Below are 24,185 nucleotides of genomic sequence, written 5' to 3' on the forward strand. Positions count from 1 at the left end.
ACCTTAACCTGAATTCGTTAAAAATTTTTAAAAAAGCTTAACAACCTTTAACCCGGGTATCATTTCAAAAATAACAGTGCTTTTCGATAGCTTTGCACAGTAATAATAAACTTATGCCCCGCCAACGGCTCGATGTATATCTTGTTGAAAAGGGACTGCAGCCAACCCGTACCCGCGCCCGCTGGGCCATCAGCAGGGGATTTGTGCTGGTAAACGGTAAAGTGGCCGGTAAACCTTCCATGCCGGCCGACGAAACGGATGAAATCATCGTCAGGGAATCATTGCGATACGTCAGCCAGGGAGGATATAAACTGGAAAAAGCCCTGAACGACTTCCGTATGGATCTCAACGGAAAGGTTGTCCTCGACATTGGCTCTTCCACCGGAGGATTTACCGATTGTGCCCTGCAACACGGAGCAAAGATGGTCTTTGCCGTTGACGTTGGCACCGGACAACTGCATGATTCCTTACGCAGCGATACCCGGGTGGTAAGCTATGAAAACTGTGACATAAGAAATCTGGAACCGGCCGCACTCTTTCATCAGAAGGCCGACTGCATCACAGTGGATGTTTCCTTCATTTCGCTGGAACACATTTTTCCCTACTTGTCAGAATTTCTGGATCCTTCCGGTTGCGTCCTTGCCCTTATCAAACCGCAGTTCGAGGCAGGAAAGGAACTTGTGGGGAAAAACGGCATCGTGAAAGATCCGGCAACCCACCGGATGGTTTTGCAGAAAATCCTGTCAGTAAGCGCAAAATACGGCTTTGCCATCAACGGCCTCACCTGGGCACCCGTTGAAATAAACAAAAACATTGAGTACATGGCCCTCTGCGTGCCTGCATTGGAAAAAATGACCGTACCCATTGATCCGGCAACCATTGTTCAGAAAGCGTTTGCCGAAAAAGAAAAACTCAGTATATGAACGGCGAACAACTCCTCCTCCCACCGGGATGCAATCCGCATTGCCCTTCATGCACGCACCGGCACATGCCTGCTCAGGAAAGCCTTAAGCAGAAGGAAGATTTTATCAAAAGGACCCTCCTTCCCTGGAAAGATGCAGTTCAGCCCGTTACCGGGCCTGAGGACCATAACCGGCTGGGATACAGGTATAAAGTAATCCTGCATGCCAGGTACCTTGAAAAAAAATGGTTGTTCGGCATGATGAAACGGGATGAATTCATTCCCGTCATGCAATGCCCTGTGCATGGCGCGGAAGTGAACCAGATTCTTTCCTTTCTCAGTATGGTTTTGCCACCCCCGGAAGAATTTCCTCTGGCCTATTATGTGCAGGCCGGAAAACAGGTTACGCTGATTCTGAAAGGGAAGACGCCGGCCAGAATGGAGTGGTTAAATAATAAGGCGGAGAAAACTTTTGCCGCCAGCCGCATTGAAGGGCTGTGGATTCACTACAATCCGTCGGCCGGACGCAGGTTGTTCGAAAAAACCCCCATGAAATGCGTTTGGGGTTCTCCCTGGTCGTTCGACGAAAAAAACATGCAATACGGCCCCCGGTCGTTTCAGCAATTGATTCCCGAACTTTATCACGCATCCCTCCGGGAAGCATCCTCCTGGCTGAAACCAGACCCTTCATTCGCCGTGATTGATCTGTATTCAGGAACCGGTAATAGCCTTCGGTACTGGACGGAAGCGGGAAGTCCCACCCTGGGAATTGAACTGGCAGGAGAAGCGGTAACCTGTGCCCGGAAAAACGTTCCCGAAGCCGAAATCCTCCGGGGCAAATGCAGTGAAAGAATCCCTCAGGCAGAGGCCTGGGCTGCGGCGCAGAAAACCTCCGGCAAAGAAATCCTTCTCTACGCCAATCCACCCCGCACCGGAATTGAACCCGATGTGCTGGAATCGATCACAGCGACTCTCAGGCCGGTGAGAATAGCTTATCTTTCGTGCAGCCCGGGAACCCTTTCAAAAAACCTGAAAACCCTTTGCGAAAGAGGATATGCCGTGAGAAAAATTGTACCCTTCGATTTCTTCCCGCTCACAAAACATGTTGAATGCCTTGCCCTGCTGGACAGGGCATAACCCTGGATCCGGGCAATTCTATACCTCCGTTCAATACTGACAATATTAAAAGCCGGTAACTAACGGGAATTCTCTTCCACCTTTTTCAGAACATCCTCATAAAGCCTGCGCAAATTCTCAAATTCACCGCTGAGTAATTCGATGGTTTTCGCCTGCTGCTGAATGATCAGCTCAAATTGCTGCAGCACCCTTTCATAAATTTTGCAGGTTTTGCATTCGTCTATCTGCATGTAGGAGACAACTTCCTCATTCACATTTTGTTTATTGCTATCAGGAACAATATAATTTTCTCCCGATTCATCGCTAAAAAGCCAGTGAAGATTAATATGATGCTTTTTTGAGAAATCAATAATCAGTGAATAATCGATACGCTTCCGGTTTTTCCAGTTCGAAAGCACCTGCGGGCTGACACCAAGAACTGCTGCCAGCTGCTGATCGGTTTCCGCATGCAGAACATTCTTCAGTTTTTTCAGAATTAAATCAACATTGTGTTGATTTTGTTTTTGCATATAAACGTTTTGTTTATTACATTTGTTTTAAAACATAAAAAACGTTAGTAAAAGTTAGTGCAAATGTATAATAATCAGAATGAATTACACACCCTGAAGTCTTATCTGAAGTATGGCGATATAAAAAAAATAGCGGCCTTAAGCGGTTTTCACTACGTCACCGTAATAAACATGTTGAAAGGAAAGTACAAAATGCATCCGCTTGTTTTTGAAACACTTAACAAACTGGTGGAAGAACGCAGAAAACATATTGATGACGAACTCAAACATTCCATTTTATGAACTGGGAAAAGAAACCATGGAGGTTCATTGCATCCGGCAACGAGTATTCTGTATTGCGGATGTATCTTATCCACTCCATTAAAATTCTTACGGGAGTTCTTGACGAGAACGCCATTATTGAATCATTGAATGAAACTGACCCGATGATTCTTTTGAACAGAGAAAAAAACCAGGCCATTATGCCCCCTGGAGAGAGGGCGGCTTATTTTCAGAAAGTTCTCAAAATAATCGAAGAAGTATCAAAAACCCGATCCGGTCAATAAAAAAAAAGAAGCTGTCCTTTTGTTTCGCGACAGCTTCTTTCTGAAAAGTGTATGAACTTTTTAAGCCTGATGCTTAATCCGCATCTTATAGAATGACCTGTAAACAAAATACAGGGCAACGAGGAACAGCACCACACCCAGCACCGGAGCAGCGTTCTTGAAGTTCGGGGCAATGGCAATTTCCATGGCAAGCAATCCGAACAGGGTGCTGAATTTGATGATAGGATTCAGCGAAACAGAAGAGGTATCCTTGAACGGATCGCCGACCGTGTCGCCGATCACCGTCGCAGCATGCAGTTCCGTGCCTTTTTCTTTCAGGTCAACTTCAACCACTTTCTTGGCATTGTCCCATGCCCCGCCGGCGTTGGCCATAAACACAGCCTGGAATAACCCGAATACGGCAATGGCAATCAGATAGCTTACGAAGAAATCAACCGAATTGTTGGAAAAAGCCGGTGCCGACATCAAGGCAAAGGCCAGAGCAAAGGAGAAGATGGCAAAGAAAATGTTATACATACCGGTTTGCGCATACCGGGTGCAGATGCGCACAACTTCCTTTGATTTTTCCGTAGCGGCTTTCAGTTCTGCGTTTTCATCCAGAACAATGTTCCGCTTGATGTATTCAACAGCACGGTATGCCCCGGTGGTAACAGCCTGGGTAGAAGCTCCTGTAAACCAGTAAACCACTGCACCTCCGGCAATGAACCCAAGAATTGAGTATGGATTCAGCAGATTCAGCACCGACTCAGGATCAACCCCAAGGGTCTTTTTGATAACAAGAATCAGGGAGAAAATCATGGTAGTTGCTCCTACAACAGCCGTTCCGATCAAAACCGGCTTGGCCGTTGCTTTAAATGTATTTCCGGCACCGTCATTGGCTTCCAGATAGTGTTTCGCCTTTTCAAAATCGGGCTTGAAGCCGAAGTCCTTTTCAATTTCCTTATCCACATTGGGAATGGCTTCGATGAGCGAAAGTTCATAGATTGACTGGGCATTGTCGGTTACAGGGCCGTAACTGTCAACAGCAATAGTAACCGGCCCCATGCCCAGCATGCCGAATGCCACAAGACCAAAAGCAAAAATGGAAGAGTAGATCATCATGTCGGTTGGTATGCTCTGGCTGGCTATATAAGCAATCAGCATGAGGATCAGAAATACCATACCCTGCCAGAAGGCGCTGAAATTCCCCGCTACGAAACCCGAAAGAATATTCAGTGAGGCACCGCCTTCACGCGAAGCCTGAACCACTTCCTGTACATGCTTGGATTTGGGACTGGTAAAAATCTTTGTGAATTCAGGAATCAATGCAGCACCCAGTGTTCCGCAACTGATGATGATGCTCAGAATCCACCAGAGGTTCGGGTTTGCGGCACCTATGGCAGAGGAAGGACCAATAATCAAATGACTGGCAACAAAGGTTACAATAATGGAAAAAAGAGAGGTTATCCAAATCAAATTGGTTAATGGCTGTTCAAAATCAATATCATCCTTACCTCCGAAGCGCACTTTGCTGTAAAAACGGTTCAGCCAGAACGACAGAACCGAAGTGATGATCATAAGGATACGCATGGTGAAAATCCAGGTGAGCAAGGTCATCTGATATTCCACGTTGGCCACGGCAAGAACGATGAAACTGATAAGAGCCACACCGGTTACACCGTATGTTTCAAATCCGTCAGCGGTAGGACCTACGCTGTCGCCTGCATTGTCACCGGTGCAATCAGCAATAACGCCGGGATTTCTCGGATCGTCTTCCTTGATTTTGAAAACAACCTTCATAAGGTCAGAACCAACATCAGCAATTTTGGTAAAAATACCTCCGGCAATACGAAGAGCCGAAGCACCAAGGGATTCACCAATGGCAAAACCTACAAAACATGCACCGGCCAGTTCCCGGGGAATGAAGAGCAGAATGATCAGCATCATAATCAGCTCGACCGAAACCAGCAGTACCCCGATGCTCATCCCTGCATCAAGAGGAATGTTCAGAAGTTTCAGGGGCTTGCGTTCCAGCGAAGCAAAAGCCATACGGCTGTTGGCCAGTGTGTTCATGCGGATGCCAAACCAGGCTACCCCGTATGATCCTGATATCCCGATGACTGTCCACAGCAGGATCAGCAGTACCCCACCTATGCCTGTATGGTTCAGAAAACCAAAATAAAAGGCAATGATCACGCCAATGATCAGAAACAGGATCAACAGAAAACGCCCCTGCTGAAGCAGATAAGTTTTGCACGTCTCAAAAATAACCTGCGAAACTTCCAGCATCGAGCGATGCGCTTTGATCTTTTTAACTTTCAGAAACTGATAAAGCCCGAAAATTCCACCTAACAAACACACCAGAAGCCCTGCCAAAAGCAGATGATTCTGGGATGTGCTCAGGGTGGGTATTTTCAGATCAGCTTCGCTTGCCATCGCCGTTAGCGGGGCAAGAAATGCAAACAACATCAGTAACAAACGTCTTGTTTTCATCCTATTATGGTATTTTGTTAAAAACGCCTACAAATGTAATTTTCTAATTTATTTTGCCAAAATTTTACCGGCATTTCCTCCCTGAGCTGACACTCCGTGAATAGTGCACAGTAAAACGCCAACAGCATCTCTCAAACATTTTATCAACACCCCCACTTCCTTTGCCCTCAATTCACTACTTTTACGGAAGCTTCAGACGATTATTAACATTTTGAAAATCAATCATCCAGATGTCAGGTTTTGTTCATCTTCACGTTCATACCCAGTACTCCATACTCGACGGGGCTTCCAATATTTCAGAGCTGATTGCCAAAGCCAGGAATGACGGTATGCCGGCCGTAGCAATAACCGACCATGGCAACATGTTCGGCGTAAAGGAATTCGTAAACGAAGCCAACAAACAGGGCATCAAACCCATTATCGGATGCGAGGTATATGTGGCCTCCCGGAGCCGGACAGACCGAACCGAAAAGGAAGACCGCAGCAGCCGCCACCTCATACTGCTTGCCAAAAACCTTACCGGATACCTTAACCTTGCTAAACTGGTCTCGCTGGGATATATCGAAGGGTTTTACTACAAACCCCGTATCGACAAAGAACTCCTGCGGCAGTACCATGAGGGACTGATTGCCTCTTCAGCCTGCCTGGGAGGTGAAGTACCGGAGTTGTTCTTCACCGAAGGAGAAAAAGCAGCAGAAAATGCCATCATTGAATATGCGGATATTTTCGGAAAAGATTTCTACCTCGAACTTCAGCGCCATTTTACCGGCGATCCCAAAACTGACAGCGAAGTTTTTGACCGTCAGCAGAAAATCAATGAGTTCCTTGCCCGCATGGCCAAAAAACACGGTATCGGGCTCATAGCAACCAATGATGTGCACTTTATCAATGCCGAGGATGCCGATGCCCACGACCGGCTTATCTGCCTGAACACCAATGCTGAAATTGACGATCCCAACCGCCTGCGATATACCAAGCAGGAATATTTTAAGACCACGGCCGAGATGGCTGAATTGTTTGCCGATTTCCCCGAAGCTCTGGAAAATACTGTATCCATTGCCGGACAGGTAGAAGCCTACTCCCTGGAACGCGATCCTGTTATGCCTCATTTTCCGCTTCCGGATGGCTTTACCGACGACAATGAATACCTGCGGCACCTTACCTATGAAGGAGCTGCACGGCGATACGGCGAAATTGATGAAACCCTCCGTACCCGCATTGACTATGAGCTTGGCGTTATTAAAAAAATGGGGTACCCCGGGTATTTTCTTATCGTATGGGATTTTCTCAGGGCGGCCCGCGAAATGGGAGTTGCCGTCGGACCGGGCCGCGGATCAGCCGCCGGAAGCGTAGTGGCTTACTGCCTTCGCATTACGGATATCGACCCCCTGAAATACGGACTTCTGTTTGAACGGTTTCTCAACCCCGACCGTATCTCTTTGCCCGATATTGACATTGATTTTGACGAAGACGGCCGTGAGCAGGTGCTTCAGTACGTTGTTCGGAAATATGGCAAAGATAAGGTGGCCCATGTGATCACCTTCGGAACCATGGCCGCCCGCATGGCCATACGCGACGTGGCCCGCATCCAGAAACTGCCTCTCCAGGAAGCCGACCGCCTGGCCAAACTGGTTCCTGAACGGCCCGGTGTTACTCTGAAAAAAGCTTACGAGGAAGTAAAAGAACTGAATGAAGCACGCAAAAGCCCCGACCCCCTCGTCAGGCAAACCCTCCAATTTGCCGAAACACTGGAAGGCTCGGTACGACACACCGGAATCCATGCCTGCGGAATCATCATCGGCCGCGATAACCTGATGAACTACATCCCGGTGTGTACATCGAAAGATACCGACCTGCTGGTTACCCAGTTCGAAGGCAGCCATATCGAAAGTGTGGGAATGCTCAAAATGGACTTCCTCGGGCTTAAAACCCTCTCTATCATCCGCGATGCCATTGCCAACATCAAAGCTTCAACCGGAAAAGAAATTGATATTGAGCATATCCCCCTGGATGACAGGGAAACATTTGAACTGTTCAGCAGGGGCGACACCACCGCTATCTTCCAGTTTGAATCGAGCGGAATGAAAAAGTGGCTCAGGGAACTCAAACCAAACCGCTTTGAAGACCTGATTGCCATGAATGCTCTCTACCGCCCGGGGCCCATGGAATATATTCCTCATTACGTTGCCCGCAAACATGGCAGGGAGAAAATCACGTACGATTTCCCCGTCATGGAATCGGTTCTGAAAGAAACCTATGGCATTACCGTGTACCAGGAGCAGGTGATGCGGCTATCACAGATTATGGCCGGTTTTACCGGAGGTGAAGCAGACTCCCTGCGGAAAGCCATGGGCAAGAAAAACAAGAAAATCATGGACCAGCTGCGGGAAAAATTCCTCGCCGGCTGTGCCAAAAACGGACTGAATACGGCCAAAGCCGAAAAGGTATGGACCGACTGGGAAGCCTTCGCCCAGTATGCCTTCAACAAAAGCCATTCAACCTGCTATGCCTATGTTGCCTACCAGACCGCCTGGCTCAAAGCCCACTACCCTGCCGAATTCATGGCAGCCGTGCTGAGCAGAAACCTTTCCGATATTAAGAAAATCACCCAGTTCATGGATGAATGCCGGAGAATGGGCATCTCTGTTCTCGGTCCCGACGTGAACGAAAGTAACCTGAATTTTACCGTCACCCCGCGCGGAGATATCCGTTTCGGCCTCGCTGCCATAAAAGGAATGGGAGAAGCGGCCGCTGCTTCTGTTATTGAAGAACGAAAGAAAAACGGGCTCTTTAAAGATATCTATCATTTCGTCGAAAGGGTAAATCTGTCTTCCCTGAACAGAAAAAACATGGAAGCACTGGCCTATGCAGGAGCTTTCGATAATCTCCATCATTTCAAACGGGAACAGTACTTCGCCCCTATGGAAGGGGAAAGGGAAGAAACCTTCATTGAAGCTCTGCTCCGTTACGGCAGCAAGATACAGATTGAAAAAACCTCAACCCAGAAGTCCCTCTTTGGCGAAGCAATCCCGGTTATCCCATCCCGGCCCCAGCCACCCGAGGTGCCTGAATGGTCAACCCTCGAAAAACTCAGCCGCGAGAAGGAACTTATCGGTGTGTACCTGTCAGCCCATCCCCTTGACAACTATAAGGTGGAGATAGAACATTTTACCAACTGTACCCTTTCGGAACTGAAAGACACCGAACGATTGCGCGACAAGGAACTTGCTATCGCCGGGCTTGTGGTCGAAGCCAGGGAAGGAATGACAAAAACCAACAACCCCTATGGCACCTTTACCATCGAAGACTATACCGATTCATTCCGCATAGCCCTTTTCGGAAGAGATTATGTGAGCTGGAAAAATTTCCTTACTGTCGGCTATGCCTTGTTTATCAAAGGAAAATTCCAACCCCGCGGGTACGGAAACAACCCCGATGAACTCGAATTCAAAGTGAACCAGATTTACATGCTCTCCCAGGTGCGCGACGAACTGATACGGCAGATAACCATCCGTATTCCGGTTGAAAAAATCACCGATGAATTTCTCACCGAACTGGGAGCCCTGGCAAACGGAAATAAAGGAAAGGTTGAACTGAAGTTCTCCCTCTTTGACCCTGCCGATAACCTCGTACTGGACATGTTCAGCCGCAACAAACGGATAACACTTGATAATGCTTTTTTTGACTATCTTCAGGAACTGGAAGTTGAATTCCGCCTGAAATAATAACAACCTGATTGACTAATTGTTAAACAAAAAGTACCGTTATGGAAGTTGAAGTAACCGATACCAATTTTGACCAGGTAGTGCTCCAGAGTGACAAACCTGTAATGATTGACTTATGGGCCGAATGGTGCGGACCCTGTCGGGTAATTGCCCCTTTTGTGCATGAAATTGCCGAAGAGTATCAGGGGAAAATTGTGGTGGGCAAAATGGACGTAGACGAAAATACGCAGATTCCGGCCAAGTATGGCGTACGCAATATACCAACCATCCTGTTTTTCAAAAACGGAAAGCTGGTCGATAAACAGGTAGGCGCTGTGCCCAAACACCTCCTTGTTGGAAAGATTGAAGCATTGCTCAAATAAGCAGAATGCTCCGACGTATTGCCGTTTTTTGTGCTTCCAGCAACAAAGCAGGGCAGATTTTCCGCGAGGCCGCTGAAAGTGTGGCTGTTTTTCTTGCCAGGAATCAGATAGAAGTTTATTACGGGGGTGGGAAAGACGGCCTGATGGGCGTTCTTGCCAATACCATCATCAGGGAAAAGGGCAAGATTATTGGCGTTCAGCCGGCATTCATGAAAGAACATGGATGGTTCCATCCGGGTATTTCAGAACTTATCCTCGTCAATACCATGGCCGAACGAAAGGAATACCTGTTCCGTATGGCGGAAGCCGTAGTGGCCCTTCCGGGAGGATGCGGAACCCTTGATGAACTGCTGGAAGCCATCACCCTTAAACAACTCGGCCTGTTCAATCATCCGGTGGTCATTCTGAACACCGCCGGCTTCTTCAACCCCTTGCTGAATCAGCTTGACAAAATGATAGCCGAGCATTTTATGCGGGAAGAACACCGGAAAATCTGGCAGGTGATTCACAATCCTTCCGAACTGCCCGAAGCATTGGATTCAGGCAACGACTGGAGTCCTGAACATATCCGTCTCGCGCAGATCTGAATCAGAAACGGCGCCCGATAATCAGAATATCATCATTCTGCTCAAACCCTTTCATCCACTCCTCCAGGGCCTGGTTCAGCAAAACCTGCTGTTCTCCGGGCGATTTGTCGTGAATCTTCAGCAACAGTTCCTTCAGATGTATCGGCTTGAATTTCTTACCATACGGACCCCCGAACTGATCAGCATACCCGTCGGAGAAAAGGTAGATCATATCCCCGCTCTGCAGAAGCAGTTCATGGTTGGTAAAGACCGTATCGGCAGGAGTAACATGCCCTATCGGGTACCGGTCCCCCTTCAGTTCGGTTATTTCATGATTCCGGATCAGAAGAATCGGATTAACGGCACCGGCAAAGGTCAGTATTCTCCTTGCCGGATCATATACGGCCAGGCTCATGTCCATGCCATCGCTGATCGGTGACGTGTCGCCTTTCTGTCTCAGTGCATTGTGCACGGTAATATTGAGGTTCTTCAGGATCAGGGCCGGATCAAGAATTCTGTCTTCCCGCACGATCTTGTTGAGGGTATGATACCCGATAATGGACATGAAGGCTCCCGGTACGCCATGGCCGGTGCAGTCAATGGCGGCCATTAACTGCAAACCCTCTTCCTCCATAAACCAGTAAAAATCGCCACTGACGATGGCCTTCGGCCTGAAAAGAACAAAGGTCTCGGGAAAGGGCACATCGGGCGGAAGCATGGCACGCTGAATGCGTTCAGCATACCTGATGCTGTCGGTAATATCCTTGTTCTTGCTGGCCAGTTCCTGGTTTTTACGCGTAATTTCCTGCGTCCGCTCCAGAACCTTTTCCTCCAGCAGCCGCTTTTCATACAAAAGATTGCGTTCACGCACCTTGATGTAGGCAACAATCGATGTACTGCCTGCCGCAATACAAAGCAGAATGAACCACCATCTTTTCCAGAATGGAGGCAATATCTGGAAACTGAATGCCGCAGGCTGACTGTTCCATATTCCCTCTGCATTGCGCGCCTTCACAAGAAAAACATATTTGCCGGGCGACAGAGCCGAATAACTGGCTGTGGTCTGTCGCGTGGGAGGCTGCCAGTCCCTGTCATTCCCCTGCAGCATAATCTGATACATGACTACATCCGGATTCGAAAGACTTACACTGTTATAATCGAAAATCACGGAATTGTTGTACCAGGGAAGATGAATCCCGCTTGTGAGCGGATAATCCGTATAATTGACCCTGAACCGACGGATATGGGTGAATGGTTCCCTCCTCGCGGAAATATCCGAACCCGGAGAATACCTCACGGCTCCGTTAACCGTTCCAAACCAGATATACCCCGCCGGATCGGAATACAGGGCATTGCTTTTGGTTTCAATTCCGGTGAAACCATTACGGCGCGTGTAAGTAAGCATCCTCCCTTCCCGGGGAAGAAACTTGTTCAATCCTTTGTTAGTTCCTATGTAGATATTTCCGCTATTGTCCACCCCCAGCAGGTTGACCAGATTGGAAAGAAGACCCTCCTTTTCGCTGAGATGCAAAACAATGCTGTCAGCTTCCAGCACATACACCCCCTGTCCCTCCATTCCGATCCACAACCTGTGCTCCTTATCCTCAGCCATGCAACGCGGAGTGAGATTTTCCAAAGAACGGAGAACGGTGAACTGCTGACGGCTGTCATCGTAACGTGTTATTCCCTTTCCCCGCGCCCCAATCCAGAGAATACCACGGGAATCATAAAACAGCGACGAAATTTCATTTCCGGCCAGCCCGTTGATGCGGGTGAGCCGGTCCCCCTTCTGATTGGCAATTTCGTAATACACCAGCCCTTCATTCGTCCCTGCCCATAACTGGTCCTTTCGGTCAACCACCAGAGCCGTAATCACAAGATCCTTATAAAGAAGGCTATTCAGAATGGGATCAAAAACCAGTCTTTCCGGATTGAACTGATAAGAATAAATTCCTCCTCCGTTTGTTCCGATCCAGATATTCCCTTTTGAATCCTTCTGCAGAAAGCGAACCTGATTATTAAGAAAATGCGATTTCTCGTCCATATAGGATGCCTGCATAGATCCCCTGGTTCCCGATTTAAGCCGCGTAATTCCTCCGCTGGTGCCAAACCAGTAATATCCCAGGGCGTCTTTTGTAATAGCCCATACCTGCGGATTATGCAATCCATCTCTGGTTCCGAAGGTGACAAAAGCATTTCCCTTGTGAATGGATAATCCCTGTTCGTTGGTGCCGATCAGCAGGTTCCCTTCCGCATCGTTCAGAAAACACCAGATCTTGTCATCCTGCAACCCGTTGCCCGTGTTATAGACCACCAGGGAGTCGCCTTCAATTACCGTAATGCCTCCTCCCCAGGTGCCAACCCAGATGCGGCCGGCCGGATCTTCATGCAGGGTACTGATCCAGTTGGAGGACAATCCGTCACGAATATCATATACTCTGAACTTCCCGTCTTTTTTCATAAGCCGGTAAAGGCCCCCGTGATAGGTTCCAAACCAGAAATCACCACGACGGTCTTCCAGAATGCAGGTTTTGGTAAAATAGGTTGTCAGTCCTTCAGGCTGATAGGTTGAAAAACGGTTGAGCGAATCGCTGAACCGTTTAATACCAATATCAGTAACAAGATAAACACTCCCGTCTTTCCCGACACATCCTCCGAAGATCTGGTCGCTTAACTCATTTCCTTTGAACTGGACTATATTCCAGTCGCTTTCCCTGCCGGTATAACCGGTCAGTTTTATGGCTCCTGCTCCTGCCGTCAGTAACCAGAGATTGCCTTTTCCGTCTTCAAAAATGGAAGTAATGTCAGAGGCCGGATTTACACCCGGCAGGACGATCTGCCGGAACTTTCCGTCAGCAAAACGGCTGATTCCTCCACCGGTATGGCCAAGCCAGACTGCCCCGTCAGGTGTTTCACAAATGGCCCTTACTCCGTTAATGGCCAGACCGTCTTCGGTTGAATAGTTCTGAAAAACCATCCCGTCAAAAACCGATACCCCGCTCTGGGTTCCCAGCCAGAGATTGTGGTGCCGGTCCTGGATGATCTTATAAACAGTTGACTGGGAAAGACCATCTGCTACGCCGTAATTATCAAAAAAATAAGTTTGCCCCGATGCATTCGGGGAAAAAAGAAAGGCTAAAATGATTACTGCCGCTTTCAGGCATACCGTCCCGATACAAAGCCGGCGTCTTTTCTCATGGTCCGTCCGGTTCTTTTTGCTGACATGCACGTGGCATGAACCGGTATCAGGGCACTTCATCGCTTAAGAATGAAGAAAAAGGTGCCGTTTTCATCGGTCAATCCGGCGATCTTCCCAAACTGGGGCTTCTGTTGGTTGTTTCTAACAACAGCCTGCGTAACCTTATTGACAATCAGCTCTATAGGAATGCAGGAGTTGGGATTGTTGACCAGGGTATTGGCAAAAGTTTTAGTAAACTGACTGTTGTCAACGGCCAGTTCATAACCGGCTGAAGAAAACACCTGGCTTGAACGGAATTTGGTTGCCTGCCAGTCGTTGCAACTTCTGATTTCCGGAGCCGACCGCATGGCCTGATAGAAGGTAGGGCCTGATTCGCAGGCATCAGTAACCAGCAGAATGTGCGTCAGGTTCGTATAGGACTGCAAGGCCGCCCGGAGAGAATTAATGTTGTAGTATGTAAATTCATCGTCCCTTGCTGCATCCACTGGAATCCAGTACCCTGTTTCATTGATAAATTTCCCGTGGCCTGCATACCATATCAGCAGGGAATTAACCCGGTTACTTCTTACCAGATCGCGCAGTTCAATGGCAAAGAACCTTTCCATGTCTTTCTTTGTCATGTTCTTCTTCTGAATGACATTATGAACGCTGTATTTGGCAAGAGCAGCCCTCATCATGCTTACATCCTTGGTTGGCCCCTCCAGGCTGGCAAAACTGGTATAATCAGAATTCTCAATGAATACAGCCCAGGTTTTCCCCATGGGATTATCAGAAGAAATACTGGCCGCCTCCCGATTTAACTTATATTGCAATTCCCTCGTGTTGCCGTAAATGTCAGTGGCTGTTACCGTAATGGAATTTTTGTTAAAAATATTCACAGTGGCGGCAAAGGAAGGATTCGGATCATTGGGGCGGTAGCTGGCAGATACACCTTCGATCAGAATCGACTTAATCGGGCTTTCGTCCTTAATGTTTCCTTCAACATACAGATTGGGATCATCGGAATCAAGGTAGATCTGCCCGTCATCCGATGCATAGGGAGCAAGCAGTGTTACAATCGGCGGATCAACTTCCGTGCGCTGCACAGTGATTTTTTCCACCATGGTGTTGTTGTAAACATCCATGGCACTGATGACAATCACTGAATCATTAAGGGCCACGGGAACAGAAAAGGTGACCTTTCCATCGGCCACTTCAACGGGTATTTTTTCATAATTCACCGTAACAGTGCTTATGTCGCTCTGATCAGTGATTTCACCCGAGATCTTAATTTCATTGACATTTCTGGGAGCCGTAATTACCCCCTTTGCAACCGGCAACGGATCAATAAGACGCAGTAAAGGTTTTTCGTTTTCCCTTTTCAGTTCAAACAGTTTGCTTTTTATTCCATCCAGCCACGTTGGCCGTATCTCACTTTTCGCTACCAGTGCCACCAGGGTTTCATAATCCTTGACAGCAGATTTTTTATCGCCGATTTCCTCAAAACATCCGGCCCTTTCGCGCAGTGCATCCACATTTCCCGGTTCCATCAGCAAAACTTTGTTGAAATCGCTTATCGCATTCTGAAACTGGGTGAAACTTTTGTAATACATGGCCCGCATGTAATACAAATTGCTGTTGTTAGGGTTGATCAGAATAGCCTTCGACAGGTCGTTGATGGCACTCGGGTATTCCAGTTTTGACTGGTAAATCCGGCTTCTTACTATATAGGATTCAACGCTGTTCGGATCAATCTTCAGGGCTTTGTTGATGGTTTCCATGGCGGCATCGGCCTGGTTCATCCTGAGTTGCAGCCCTGCCAGAGAAATATACGCATCCACATACGTATTCAGCAACGAAATTGCCTGCTGGTATTTGGCCTGAGCCTGCATTCCCTGCCCCATGCTGTCGAGGGCAATTCCAGACAGATAGGCATATTCCGCATTTTCCTTCAAAGCCAGAGCGGCCCGGCAGGCCTCCGTCAGCTTCTGATAGTCCCGCAAAGCATACAAGGCTTTGATTTTATAATCAATGGCTTCGGGATGCTTGGGCTTGATCTGCAAAACCTTGTCCATCCACTGGGCTGATTCACGATACTTTTTCAACGTATAATACAACCGTCCGGCATTGAATGCCACCGTTTCATCTTTTGGCCTGAAGGAAAAGGCCCGGACATAATCTTCTGCCGCTTCATTCAACTGCTCCGACTTTTCATAAGCCTCCGCCCTTCCGAGATATGCTTCCTCGTCGGTGGGAGACAGCTCAATTGCCTTTGTGAATTGAACAATCGCATCGGCATAATGCGCGTTTTTAAGAAATTCCTTTCCTGCCTTCATGTATTGTCTTGCATTCTGGGAAAAACTACTCCCCAAAAAGGCAAAAAAGAAAAGAACAAGAAAAAAACAGATGCGTTTCATGGCCGGAAGTTTGAGTTTTTCATTAAATGTTATACGAAATAACCCTTATCAAAGATACATTTTTCTTCTCTTTTTTCTGTTAGTGCCTGATTATCAGAAACCAACCCCTGCTCATGCGCCTGTGGCAGCCGGGTTATAAAGGATTTCCAGGCGGCTGGATCCCAGGACAAACTCTTCTGTTCTCTCTCCGGATACAACGGGAGCCTGAACTCCGGCACCAAAGCGCACATCTCCTGTGAATATTCTTGCTTCGTCCCAGAGTCCGGCCTCAACAAACGAATGTATGGTTTCTGTTCCGCCTTCAACGATCAGCGATTGAATCCCGTGAAGGTACAATTCCGAAAGAACCGTAAACGGGAGGTTGGTAAAACCGGCTTCAATTACCCGGATTCCTTCCTGCGGATAAGTCACCCCTGTTGCTTTCTCGGTAAAAACCCATGTCTCCTGTTTGCCGTCGAAAAGGTTCAGGTGGGGAGGCAAAACAAGGTTTCTGTCAATGACCAGACGCAAAGGCTGACGGCCAGGCCACAGGCGGGCATTCAGTCGCGGATTGTCCATCAGCGCCGTTTTTGTGCCAACCAGTATAGCCTGTTCTTCGGTACGCCATTTGTGTACGAGCATGCGGCAAACTTCATCCGTAATCCATTGGGGCGGTTCGGAGGAGGATGTCCTTTGCCGGTCAATAAAACCATCCCGGGTCTGCGCCCATTTCAGGATAATCCACGGGCGGTGCATGGTATGCCGTACAAAAAAACGCCTGTTCAAATGCCTGCATTCTTTCTCAAGAACCCCGGTTTCTACCCGGCATCCGGCTTCTTGCAACCGGCGGATACCGTTGCCGTTCACCCGTGCATCAGGATCAGCCGTTCCAATCACCACATGCGGAATCCTGTATTGCGTGATCGCAAGCGTGCAGGGAGGCGTCTTTCCATAATGGGAACATGGCTCCAGGTTTACATACAAGGTCGATTCCTTAAGCAGGCTTTTGTTTTCAACTGCATTGATCGCATTAATTTCCGCATGCGGCTTGCCGGCTTCATGGTGATATCCTTCTCCGATGATCCTCCCGTTGTGCACCAGCACAGCTCCAACCATCGGATTAGGGTAGGTATTCCCGAGTGCCTGGCCGGCAAGTTCCAGGCACCGCCTCATATATTTTTCTTTTTCCGAAATTTCGTGATTCATGTGCGTTATTATACATTTGAACCATGAAAATGAACCTTCGCCAGGCAGATCTTCTCATCAGAAAGGAACTTCAGGGAATCTACCCTCCTGAGGAAATCAGGAGCCTTTCCCTCCTTGTTCTGAAGCATTGCGCCGGCATTCCGCCCGTGGACATCCACAGCAATCCCGATCAGCCGGTTTCTGAATCTGCATTAGCGCAAATTAATAAAATTATTGATGGCCTGAAAATATATAAACCAGTTCAATATATGATGGGAACAACACAATTCTATGGTTTACAGCTGAAAGTGAATGAGGACGTGCTCATACCACGTCCTGAAACCGAAGAGCTGGTCCATTGGATTCTGAGCGATTACAGCGGAACCAGTTTCCTGCGGATTCTGGATATCGGCACCGGCAGCGGCAATATTGCCCTTGCCCTGGCAAAGAATCTTGTTTCGGCCGATGTATGGGCAACCGATAATTCCGCACCGGCTTTGCACCTTGCCAAGGAAAATGCCCGCGAAAACGGATTGATGGTTCATTTTGTCTTTTCCGATATCCTTCATGCCGGAAGCTATTCCCTCCCGGGGCAGTTCGATGTTATTGTGAGTAACCCTCCGTATATACCGGAAAGCGAAAAAAACAGCCTTCCCCGGAATGTGGCCGATTTTGAACCTCAGCAGGCCCTCTTTGTACCCGACGATGACCCGCTGATTTTTTACCGGAAAATTATTTCCTTTGCCCAGATTAAACTGAAACAGGGGGGAGCCGTTTATGTCGAAACCCATGAAAATTTCGCATGCGAAGTGGCCGACCTGTTCCGCAAAGAAGGATTCCTTACTGCGGAAATACGGAAAGACATTAACGAAAAGAACCGAATGGTAAAAGCAAGCTTATAAAACACCTGATATGTACGCGCAATTGCAAAACATCATCGAAAAAGCCTGGGAAGAAAGGGAATTGTTAAAGGAACAGCTTACCCAGGATGCTATCCGGGAAACAATCGAACTGCTCGATAAGGGGAAAATACGTGTAGCACAGCCCGGTAATGACGGATGGCAGGTCAACCAGTGGGTAAAAAAAGCCGTCATTCTATATTTTCCTATCCAGAAGATGGAAGTTACCGAACTGCCGCCCTTTGAATTCCACGACAAAATAGGCCTGAAGCGCGGTTACAGGGAACTGGGTGTGCGGGTTGTACCGCATGCTGTTGCCCGCTACGGATCGTTCCTGGCCAAAGGGGTCATCATGATGCCTTCGTACGTAAATATTGGAGCGTATGTTGATGAAGACACCATGGTTGATACCTGGGCTACGGTGGGCAGTTGTGCCCAGATTGGCAAAGGGGTGCACCTCAGCGGCGGTGTCGGTATCGGCGGCGTTCTGGAACCGGTTCAGGCAGCTCCGGTCATTATTGAAGACAACTGTTTCATAGGGTCCCGTTGCATCATCGTTGAAGGCGTTCGGATCGAAAAGGAAGCCGTACTGGGAGCCAATGTGGTTCTCACCGGATCAACCAAAATAATTGACGTGAGCGGAAAGGAACCGGTCGAATACCGCGGTGTGGTTCCGGCACGGTCGGTTGTCATTCCCGGAACCCTGCCTAAACAGTTCCCGGCCGGCACATACAACGTACCCTGTGCCCTCATTATCGGGAAACGGAAAGAATCAACCAATCTGAAAACCTCACTCAACGATGCACTAAGGGAATATAATGTTTCGGTGTAATGATCATTGGTTTTGACGCCAAGCGGGCTTTTTTCAACCGGAGCGGTCTCGGCAATTACAGCCGTACCACACTGTGGCAGCTTGTTACGTATTTCCCCGCCCATCAGTATATTCTCTACACGCCTTCCCTGAAAAACAGAATCCAGCTTCCATACGAAGACAAAGTAACTCTGGTCGCCCCTGATCCGGCTCTGCCTTCCTTCCTTTCGTCCTGGTGGCGGTCATTTTATCTTGCCAGGCGCATCAGGCACGACAAACTCAGCCTTTTTCATGGCCTCAGCAACGAGCTTCCCTCCGGAATTCATGCATCAGGCATCCCCTCGGTGGTAACCATTCACGACCTCATCTTTCTCCAATACCCTGAGCTGTATAAAACAACCGACGTTCTTATTTATCAAGCCAAATTTTCATCTGCCTGCCGGAATTCAACTGCTGTAATTGCCGTAAGCCGGCAGACAGCTAACGATATCGTCCGGTATTTTTCCATCCCGCCGGAAAAAATTCATGTGGTTTACCAGAGCTGTGATCCCCGCTTTGCCGTGAAAGTATCCGATGACCTTCAACGGCTAATCAGGGATAAATACCGGCTTCCTTCTGAATACATTTTATGTGTTGGGACGATCGAAGAACGCAAAAATCAGCTTCGCATCCTGGAAGCCCTTCACAGTGCCAACATTCAGACACCTCTGGTATTGGTGGGGAAAGAAAAACCCTATGCACTGAAACTCAGAAAGTATATTGCCGCCAACAAAATGCGCCATATTATTTTTCTGAACGAACTTGACAACGAAGACCTGCCCGCTATTTACCAGGGAGCCGTGCTGTTTGTCTATCCCTCTCTGATCGAAGGATTTGGAATACCCATCCTGGAAGCACTCTTTTCAGGTGTTCCGGTAATCACCTCCGAGGGAGGCTGTTTTGCAGAAGCGGGCGGACCTGATTCTCTTTATGTCAATCCACGAAGGCCTGACCAACTGGCCGGAGCCATTGACTCCCTCCTGAAAGATCCAGCCCGACGCCGGAAAATGATTGATGCAGGAAAAGTGCATGCACGGAATTTTTCTCCCGAAACTGTCGCCTCAAGGCTAATGGATGTCTATAACAAAATTGCGTTATGAAACCCACATGTTTTACAAACACAAGCACAGCGGTAATGAAACCACCAACATGCGGGTTCCATCATACTATTGAAAATCAATTTTATTTTGATGAAACACCCATGTATCGCAAACACATACATATGAATAAAAATCAAATCATGGGTGTTCCCCCGCTTTGGCGGGGCAGGCTATCCGACCTTTGAAAATAAACTTTATTCAGATGAAACAGGAATTCGGCAATGATATAAACCAGGCGCTGAAAGTTCTTCAGCAGGGCGGAATGATTATCTATCCTACCGATACCATCTGGGGCATCGGCTGCGATGCAACCAATGCAACTGCCGTTGAAAAGGTGTTTACCGTCAAGAAAAGAACCGGACAAAAAGCCATGATTGTTCTCATGCCCGACGTATCATGGCTCCCGTCGTACGTGAAGCATATACCTGAGGTGGCCTATCAGCTGATTGAAGTAGCTGACAAGCCGCTGACGCTTGTTCTGGAAGGGGCTTTTAATCTCGCCTCCAACCTGGTTGCTCCCGATGGAAGCATTGCTGTACGGATTGTTCACGATTCTTTCTGCCAGGCACTGCTGGAACGGTTCGGCAAGCCTCTTGTTTCCACTTCGGCCAATTTCTCAGGAGAACCTGCCCCGGCTGTCTTCCGTGACATTGAACCCCGCCTGCTTGCCATGGTTGACTATGTGGTAGGCTGGCGTCAAAACGACAACACCCCCGGTGAACCCTCTTCCATTATCAGGCTGGGGCCCGGAGGTGAAGTCAAAATTTTACGGCCTTAGATGTTCTGTTTTTTCCGGAAAACCGGAAGAGGATGTTTCAAAATTCCATTTTTCAACATCCTCATAATGAATCTCATAAATCAGGGACAACCAGGAGCGTATGCTTTGCCGCTCTTTCAGATAGGTCTGGCCTTCCCGCTCCCGGAAATAACTACATCCAGCATGGGCTTACCACGGTAATAAAGATTTCCGCTTCCCGAAATGCGGCCTTCAAGCCTTTCCGTAACGTTTACCGAGCAGTTCCCCGATCCGCTGATTTTTACACTACCCTGCTTTGCCAGAAAATTTTCGGCATTGACGTCGCCCGAACCGCTGATGGAAAAATCAATTTCTGAAAGCTCAGAACCGCCGTTTACCGTCATATTGCCTGAACCTGAAATTCTTCCGCTAAGCGATTTTGCATTGAGTTGTTGAATGATAAATGACCCGCTTCCGCTCAGCCTGAGGTCAAGAGCATTCGTATTCAGCGGCTTTTCGGAAACGATTTTCCCTGAGCCGGAAAGTTCCATAAACTGGCATTCGGCCGACGACAGGGTAATTTTTACCTTTCCATTCCAGCGGAAACTAAATCCGCGGGTAAAAATTTTCAGGGTCGACCCTTCTACCTGGGTAACTACTCTTGCCAGATCATCGGGATCCCCTTCCAGAATTACCCGCTGGGTCTTATCCTGTGTATAATACACATCGGCCGGTATGCTTACGGAAAAGCCCTTAAATACCGAAAGGTCACGTTCCTCCCTTTTTTCATCCTGCCAGGGAGCAAAACTGATCAGTGAGCCGGCCAGCAGAAAAGCAAGAATTCCTGAGAAAGCCAGCAATAATTTACTCGTTGATTTCATAAGGTTCTGTTTTTGTTTCAGAATATAAGACGTACAATCCTGTCAATTGTTGCATCATTAAACCGTAGAATCCTGCAAAAGGTTCTGCCGGCTCAGATACAAGAATTGTGCCAGTTCCGTCCCGTAAAAAAAGGATCATTCATCCTGCGCATTTTCGTTGATGTCGGCCAATCCTTCGGGCAGGTCGGCCTCAATGATCCTGTTTTTGTGATCAATGCGCTGGATGATCGGTTCAGCAAATGGTACAAGAAAGTCCACATTCCCGTTACTTACCTGCAACAACGGATTCATTTCATAGTCCACAACTCCGGTTACATTACCGGTTTGTCCTGTTCGCTTATCTACAAAAGCATACCCGATAAGGTCATGAAAGGTCAGTTCCTTTTTCCGGCGTACTTTTTGCCGTAAAAGAAACACCTCTCTTCCGGGCAGTTCTTCGTTTTTTACCGGCGACCCGATATCACGGAAACGCACAATGGCAGTGTCGTCGGAAAGGAATTCCGTTTCTTCCGGAAAAAATGGTACGGGATATCCGTCAAATTCGACAAATACAACCTTCTGCCCCTTCAGCACGGAGGACAATTCACCTGAACCCCGCAGGATAACAGCACCCCTGATCCCGTGAAGTTTGGTAATACGGCCAATAGAATGCAATTTTTCAGGTTCCATGGCCGAAAGTTGTTAAGGAAGATCGGATTATTCGGCAGAACCTTCAGCCTTGCCTTCTTCAGCAGGAGCTTCTGCTTCGGCAGAAGGGCTTTCTTCAGCCGCTTCGCCTTCCGGCTGGGCACTCTCAGCTTTAGCTTTCTCGGCATTCTTTTTGGCGATTTCCTGTGCCCTGAGCTCTCTGACCTTGGCTTCTGCTTCCAGTCGTTTCCGTGCTTCCTCTTCTTTTGCCTTCTGAGTATGGCTCTTCTTTTCTTCCAGCTTCTTCAGCTTGTCTTCTTTCCATGCATTGAAGCGTCTTTCAGCTTCTTCGGCATCAAAAGCACCTTTTTTTACCCCCTCCAGAAGATGCTTTTTCAGCATAACTCCTTCGGAAGATAAAATAGCACGGCATGTATCAGTGGGTTGTGCGCCTTTTTGCAGCCAGGACAGCGCTTTATCGAAATCCAGTTCAATGGTTGAAGGATTGGTAAGCGGATTGTACACTCCAATCTTTTCAATAAATCTGCCATCCCGTGGCGCCCTGCTGTCAGCTACCACTATGTGGTAATAGGGCCGTCCCCGACGACCTTTTCTGCTGAGTCGAATTTTTACAGGCATTGTTCTTTATTTATGGTTTTCAATAAATTTTTGAGTGCGCAAAGATAGTTTTTTTATTCAGGAAAGCAAACCACCAAAAAGGAAATGGCAGAACAAAACATTCCATCCCTTCCTGAAGCGAATACAGTGCAGAATTCATTCTTCCCGCTCAAACACGGTTTTTACGTTGGCCCGGCCCAGCCGTTCAACAAGCCATGCATGAATTTTCTCCTGCGCATCCTTATCCAGCCTGCCGCGATATCCGAATACAACTACTGAAATGTCTTTCCCTTCCGTTCCCTGAGAAGTGTACATTCGGGTTTCAGCATAAGAGCAGGATTTCAATTCAGGAAAGATTGCACGGGCTTCCCCCAGCAGTTTTTTCCCTGTATCGGGCACTTTACTGAGGGCATCATACTGGGATTTATAACGCTGAACCATAACCTGCAGACGCTGAACTTCCGTATTCATCCTTTCCGATTCTTCCCTGTTCTTCAAAGGTTCGTCCATTCGCAGGGCAGTTTCAATTTCAACGGAGGCTTTCTCCAGACCGAAATTCTCAGCCAGACCTGTCAAATGCTTTTTCGCTGCCTCCGAAAGAGTACCTCCTCCGTAGACAAGCACCAGTGTTTTCTTTTCAGGATTGATTTCATGCCGCAAAAGATAATTTCCTTCATAATAGCTTACGCTCTTTAAATATTCGTTTGCTCCCGATATGAACTTCTCCTTCTGAACCAGTTTGTAACCAAAATAAATACTTGGTATAAGCGTTACAACGATGATTACGGTGATGAACCTGTTGATCCTGTTCCGGAGGTGAGGATCGATGATGGTTGTAATGGGAAATTTCAGAAGCTGCGAAACCAGCAGTGCAGCAAAGGCAATGAAAACCGAATTGATAAAAAACAGGTACAAGGCTCCAAAAAGGAATTTCACCTGCAAGGTGGCCAGTCCATAGCCCGCCGTGCAGAGAGGAGGCATCAGGGCCGTAGCAATGGCCACGCCGGGAATCACATTGCCTTTTTGTTTGCTGCTTAGTGCAACAATTCCCGCCAAACCTCCGAAAAAAGCAATAAGAACATCGTAAATTGTAGGACTGGTGCGGGCAAGAAGCTCCGAATGAGCTGAGGAAACCGGAGTAAGTGTAAAATACAATGTTGAAGTAACTAAACTGGCTATGATGGCAAATGAGAAATTCTTCAGCGCTTTTGATAAAAGGGGGAAATTGTAGGTTGCGATGCTGTAACCCACACCAATAATAGGACCCATGAGAGGAGAAATGAGCATGGCACCGATAATAACTGCCGTTGAATTCATGTTCAGCCCGACCGAAGCTACCATAATGGCAAAGATCAGAATCCACAGATTGGTACCTTTAAAGACGATATCTTTGCGGATGGTTGCATCAGTATTCCCAAAATCCTCCAGCTCCGGTTCAAGGTTGAGGTAATGAAGAAATAAGCGGAAGTAATGTGATAAGTTCATGGCGGGTAAACCA

The 24,185-nt window shown here is 47.8% G+C and carries 20 protein-coding genes; 11 read left to right on the top strand and 9 right to left on the bottom strand.

All coding sequences use genetic code 11. The features are described from left to right. The first annotated feature begins 113 nt into the window (after nt 1-113). Entirely contained in the window at nt 114-923 is an 810-nt protein-coding gene (locus tag GX419_12150; protein ID NLI25445.1) for a TlyA family RNA methyltransferase, read from the top strand. Then, nucleotides 920-2,038, top strand: a complete 1,119-nt coding sequence (locus tag GX419_12155; protein NLI25446.1) for a class I SAM-dependent RNA methyltransferase — start codon at nt 920-922, stop codon at nt 2,036-2,038. Before GX419_12150 ends, GX419_12155 begins: the two co-directional genes overlap by 4 nt. A gap of 59 nt (nt 2,039-2,097) precedes the next feature. On the opposite strand, the gene GX419_12160 is transcribed toward GX419_12155, so the two are convergent. Then, nucleotides 2,098-2,547: a bacteriophage CI repressor gene (locus GX419_12160; GenBank protein ID NLI25447.1), complete on the bottom strand. Its 450-nt coding sequence runs from the start codon at nt 2,545-2,547 to the stop codon at nt 2,098-2,100. Nucleotides 2,548-2,610: 63 nt separating this feature from the next. Between GX419_12160 and GX419_12165 the strand changes: the two genes are divergently transcribed. Next, complete coding sequence (locus GX419_12165) at nt 2,611-2,829, top strand: hypothetical protein (GenBank protein ID NLI25448.1); 219 nt, start codon at nt 2,611-2,613, stop codon at nt 2,827-2,829. Next, nucleotides 2,826-3,092 (top strand): hypothetical protein, encoded by a 267-nt coding sequence (locus GX419_12170; protein ID NLI25449.1) that lies wholly within the window; start codon nt 2,826-2,828, stop codon nt 3,090-3,092. The genes GX419_12165 and GX419_12170 overlap by 4 nt, the downstream gene beginning before the upstream one ends. A gap of 60 nt (nt 3,093-3,152) precedes the next feature. Here GX419_12170 and GX419_12175 read toward each other — a convergent pair whose 3' ends face one another. Continuing rightward, nucleotides 3,153-5,564, bottom strand: coding sequence for a sodium-translocating pyrophosphatase (locus GX419_12175; protein NLI25450.1), 2,412 nt, complete (start codon nt 5,562-5,564; stop codon nt 3,153-3,155). A gap of 230 nt (nt 5,565-5,794) precedes the next feature. Here GX419_12175 and dnaE point away from each other — a divergent pair, with 230 nt between their 5' ends. Genes dnaE through GX419_12190 form a run of 3 tightly spaced genes read left to right on the top strand, consistent with a single transcriptional unit; the run spans nt 5,795 to nt 10,238 of the window. Next, nucleotides 5,795-9,289: a DNA polymerase III subunit alpha gene (gene dnaE, locus GX419_12180; GenBank protein ID NLI25451.1), complete on the top strand. Its 3,495-nt coding sequence runs from the start codon at nt 5,795-5,797 to the stop codon at nt 9,287-9,289. A gap of 41 nt (nt 9,290-9,330) precedes the next feature. Next, nucleotides 9,331-9,651: a thioredoxin gene (gene trxA / locus GX419_12185; protein NLI25452.1), complete on the top strand. Its 321-nt coding sequence runs from the start codon at nt 9,331-9,333 to the stop codon at nt 9,649-9,651. A 5-nt stretch (nt 9,652-9,656) separates the two neighbouring features. Beyond that, on the top strand, nt 9,657-10,238 hold the full coding sequence (locus GX419_12190; GenBank protein NLI25453.1) for a TIGR00730 family Rossman fold protein: 582 nt from the start codon (nt 9,657-9,659) through the stop codon (nt 10,236-10,238). Between the two features lies 1 nt (nt 10,239). On the opposite strand, the gene GX419_12195 is transcribed toward GX419_12190, so the two are convergent. The 3 genes from GX419_12195 to ribD all read right to left on the bottom strand — a co-directional run bounded on the left by GX419_12195 (nt 10,240) and on the right by ribD (nt 16,964). Beyond that, nucleotides 10,240-13,476, bottom strand: a complete 3,237-nt coding sequence (locus tag GX419_12195) for a SpoIIE family protein phosphatase (protein NLI25454.1) — start codon at nt 13,474-13,476, stop codon at nt 10,240-10,242. After that, nucleotides 13,473-15,812: a tetratricopeptide repeat protein gene (locus tag GX419_12200; protein NLI25455.1), complete on the bottom strand. Its 2,340-nt coding sequence runs from the start codon at nt 15,810-15,812 to the stop codon at nt 13,473-13,475. Before GX419_12200 ends, GX419_12195 begins: the two co-directional genes overlap by 4 nt. Nucleotides 15,813-15,923: 111 nt before the next feature. After that, entirely contained in the window at nt 15,924-16,964 is a 1,041-nt protein-coding gene (ribD, locus tag GX419_12205; protein ID NLI25456.1) for a bifunctional diaminohydroxyphosphoribosylaminopyrimidine deaminase/5-amino-6-(5-phosphoribosylamino)uracil reductase RibD, read from the bottom strand. A 56-nt stretch (nt 16,965-17,020) separates the two neighbouring features. Between ribD and prmC the strand changes: the two genes are divergently transcribed. The 4 genes from prmC (at nt 17,021) to GX419_12225 (ending at nt 20,603) form a co-directional block, all read left to right on the top strand. Next, complete coding sequence (gene prmC / locus GX419_12210; protein NLI25457.1) at nt 17,021-17,878, top strand: peptide chain release factor N(5)-glutamine methyltransferase; 858 nt, start codon at nt 17,021-17,023, stop codon at nt 17,876-17,878. A 10-nt stretch (nt 17,879-17,888) separates the two neighbouring features. After that, nucleotides 17,889-18,707: a 2,3,4,5-tetrahydropyridine-2,6-dicarboxylate N-succinyltransferase gene (locus GX419_12215; GenBank protein NLI25458.1), complete on the top strand. Its 819-nt coding sequence runs from the start codon at nt 17,889-17,891 to the stop codon at nt 18,705-18,707. After that, nucleotides 18,707-19,825: a glycosyltransferase family 4 protein gene (locus GX419_12220; GenBank protein ID NLI25459.1), complete on the top strand. Its 1,119-nt coding sequence runs from the start codon at nt 18,707-18,709 to the stop codon at nt 19,823-19,825. Before GX419_12215 ends, GX419_12220 begins: the two co-directional genes overlap by 1 nt. A gap of 202 nt (nt 19,826-20,027) precedes the next feature. Further along, nucleotides 20,028-20,603 (top strand): threonylcarbamoyl-AMP synthase, encoded by a 576-nt coding sequence (locus GX419_12225; GenBank protein ID NLI25460.1) that lies wholly within the window; start codon nt 20,028-20,030, stop codon nt 20,601-20,603. A gap of 116 nt (nt 20,604-20,719) precedes the next feature. On the opposite strand, the gene GX419_12230 is transcribed toward GX419_12225, so the two are convergent. The 4 genes from GX419_12230 to GX419_12245 all read right to left on the bottom strand — a co-directional run bounded on the left by GX419_12230 (nt 20,720) and on the right by GX419_12245 (nt 24,172). After that, on the bottom strand, nt 20,720-21,442 hold the full coding sequence (locus GX419_12230) for a DUF2807 domain-containing protein (GenBank protein NLI25461.1): 723 nt from the start codon (nt 21,440-21,442) through the stop codon (nt 20,720-20,722). A gap of 135 nt (nt 21,443-21,577) precedes the next feature. Then, nucleotides 21,578-22,111, bottom strand: coding sequence for a 16S rRNA processing protein RimM (gene rimM / locus GX419_12235; GenBank protein NLI25462.1), 534 nt, complete (start codon nt 22,109-22,111; stop codon nt 21,578-21,580). Nucleotides 22,112-22,138: 27 nt separating this feature from the next. Further along, nucleotides 22,139-22,708, bottom strand: coding sequence for a 30S ribosomal protein S16 (locus tag GX419_12240; protein ID NLI25463.1), 570 nt, complete (start codon nt 22,706-22,708; stop codon nt 22,139-22,141). A gap of 135 nt (nt 22,709-22,843) precedes the next feature. Further along, nucleotides 22,844-24,172, bottom strand: coding sequence for a DUF389 domain-containing protein (locus tag GX419_12245; protein ID NLI25464.1), 1,329 nt, complete (start codon nt 24,170-24,172; stop codon nt 22,844-22,846). Nucleotides 24,173-24,185 lie beyond the last annotated feature (13 nt).

The organism is Bacteroidales bacterium, assembly GCA_012517825.1.
GTDB lineage: Bacteria > Bacteroidota > Bacteroidia > Bacteroidales > JAAYUG01 > JAAYUG01.

Coding starts and splice junctions, on each gene's coding strand:
- GX419_12150 (NLI25445.1), top strand. CDS start 114: ATGCCCCGCCAACGGCTCGATGTATATCTTGTTGAAAAGGGACTGCAG.
- GX419_12155 (NLI25446.1), top strand. CDS start 920: ATGAACGGCGAACAACTCCTCCTCCCACCGGGATGCAATCCGCATTGC.
- GX419_12160 (NLI25447.1), bottom strand. CDS start 2,547: ATGCAAAAACAAAATCAACACAATGTTGATTTAATTCTGAAAAAACTG.
- GX419_12165 (NLI25448.1), top strand. CDS start 2,611: ATGTATAATAATCAGAATGAATTACACACCCTGAAGTCTTATCTGAAG.
- GX419_12170 (NLI25449.1), top strand. CDS start 2,826: ATGAACTGGGAAAAGAAACCATGGAGGTTCATTGCATCCGGCAACGAG.
- GX419_12175 (NLI25450.1), bottom strand. CDS start 5,564: ATGAAAACAAGACGTTTGTTACTGATGTTGTTTGCATTTCTTGCCCCG.
- dnaE (NLI25451.1), top strand. CDS start 5,795: ATGTCAGGTTTTGTTCATCTTCACGTTCATACCCAGTACTCCATACTC.
- trxA (NLI25452.1), top strand. CDS start 9,331: ATGGAAGTTGAAGTAACCGATACCAATTTTGACCAGGTAGTGCTCCAG.
- GX419_12190 (NLI25453.1), top strand. CDS start 9,657: ATGCTCCGACGTATTGCCGTTTTTTGTGCTTCCAGCAACAAAGCAGGG.
- GX419_12195 (NLI25454.1), bottom strand. CDS start 13,476: ATGAAGTGCCCTGATACCGGTTCATGCCACGTGCATGTCAGCAAAAAG.
- GX419_12200 (NLI25455.1), bottom strand. CDS start 15,812: ATGAAACGCATCTGTTTTTTTCTTGTTCTTTTCTTTTTTGCCTTTTTG.
- ribD (NLI25456.1), bottom strand. CDS start 16,964: ATGAGGCGGTGCCTGGAACTTGCCGGCCAGGCACTCGGGAATACCTAC.
- prmC (NLI25457.1), top strand. CDS start 17,021: ATGAAAATGAACCTTCGCCAGGCAGATCTTCTCATCAGAAAGGAACTT.
- GX419_12215 (NLI25458.1), top strand. CDS start 17,889: ATGTACGCGCAATTGCAAAACATCATCGAAAAAGCCTGGGAAGAAAGG.
- GX419_12220 (NLI25459.1), top strand. CDS start 18,707: ATGATCATTGGTTTTGACGCCAAGCGGGCTTTTTTCAACCGGAGCGGT.
- GX419_12225 (NLI25460.1), top strand. CDS start 20,028: ATGAAACAGGAATTCGGCAATGATATAAACCAGGCGCTGAAAGTTCTT.
- GX419_12230 (NLI25461.1), bottom strand. CDS start 21,442: ATGAAATCAACGAGTAAATTATTGCTGGCTTTCTCAGGAATTCTTGCT.
- rimM (NLI25462.1), bottom strand. CDS start 22,111: ATGGAACCTGAAAAATTGCATTCTATTGGCCGTATTACCAAACTTCAC.
- GX419_12240 (NLI25463.1), bottom strand. CDS start 22,708: ATGCCTGTAAAAATTCGACTCAGCAGAAAAGGTCGTCGGGGACGGCCC.
- GX419_12245 (NLI25464.1), bottom strand. CDS start 24,172: ATGAACTTATCACATTACTTCCGCTTATTTCTTCATTACCTCAACCTT.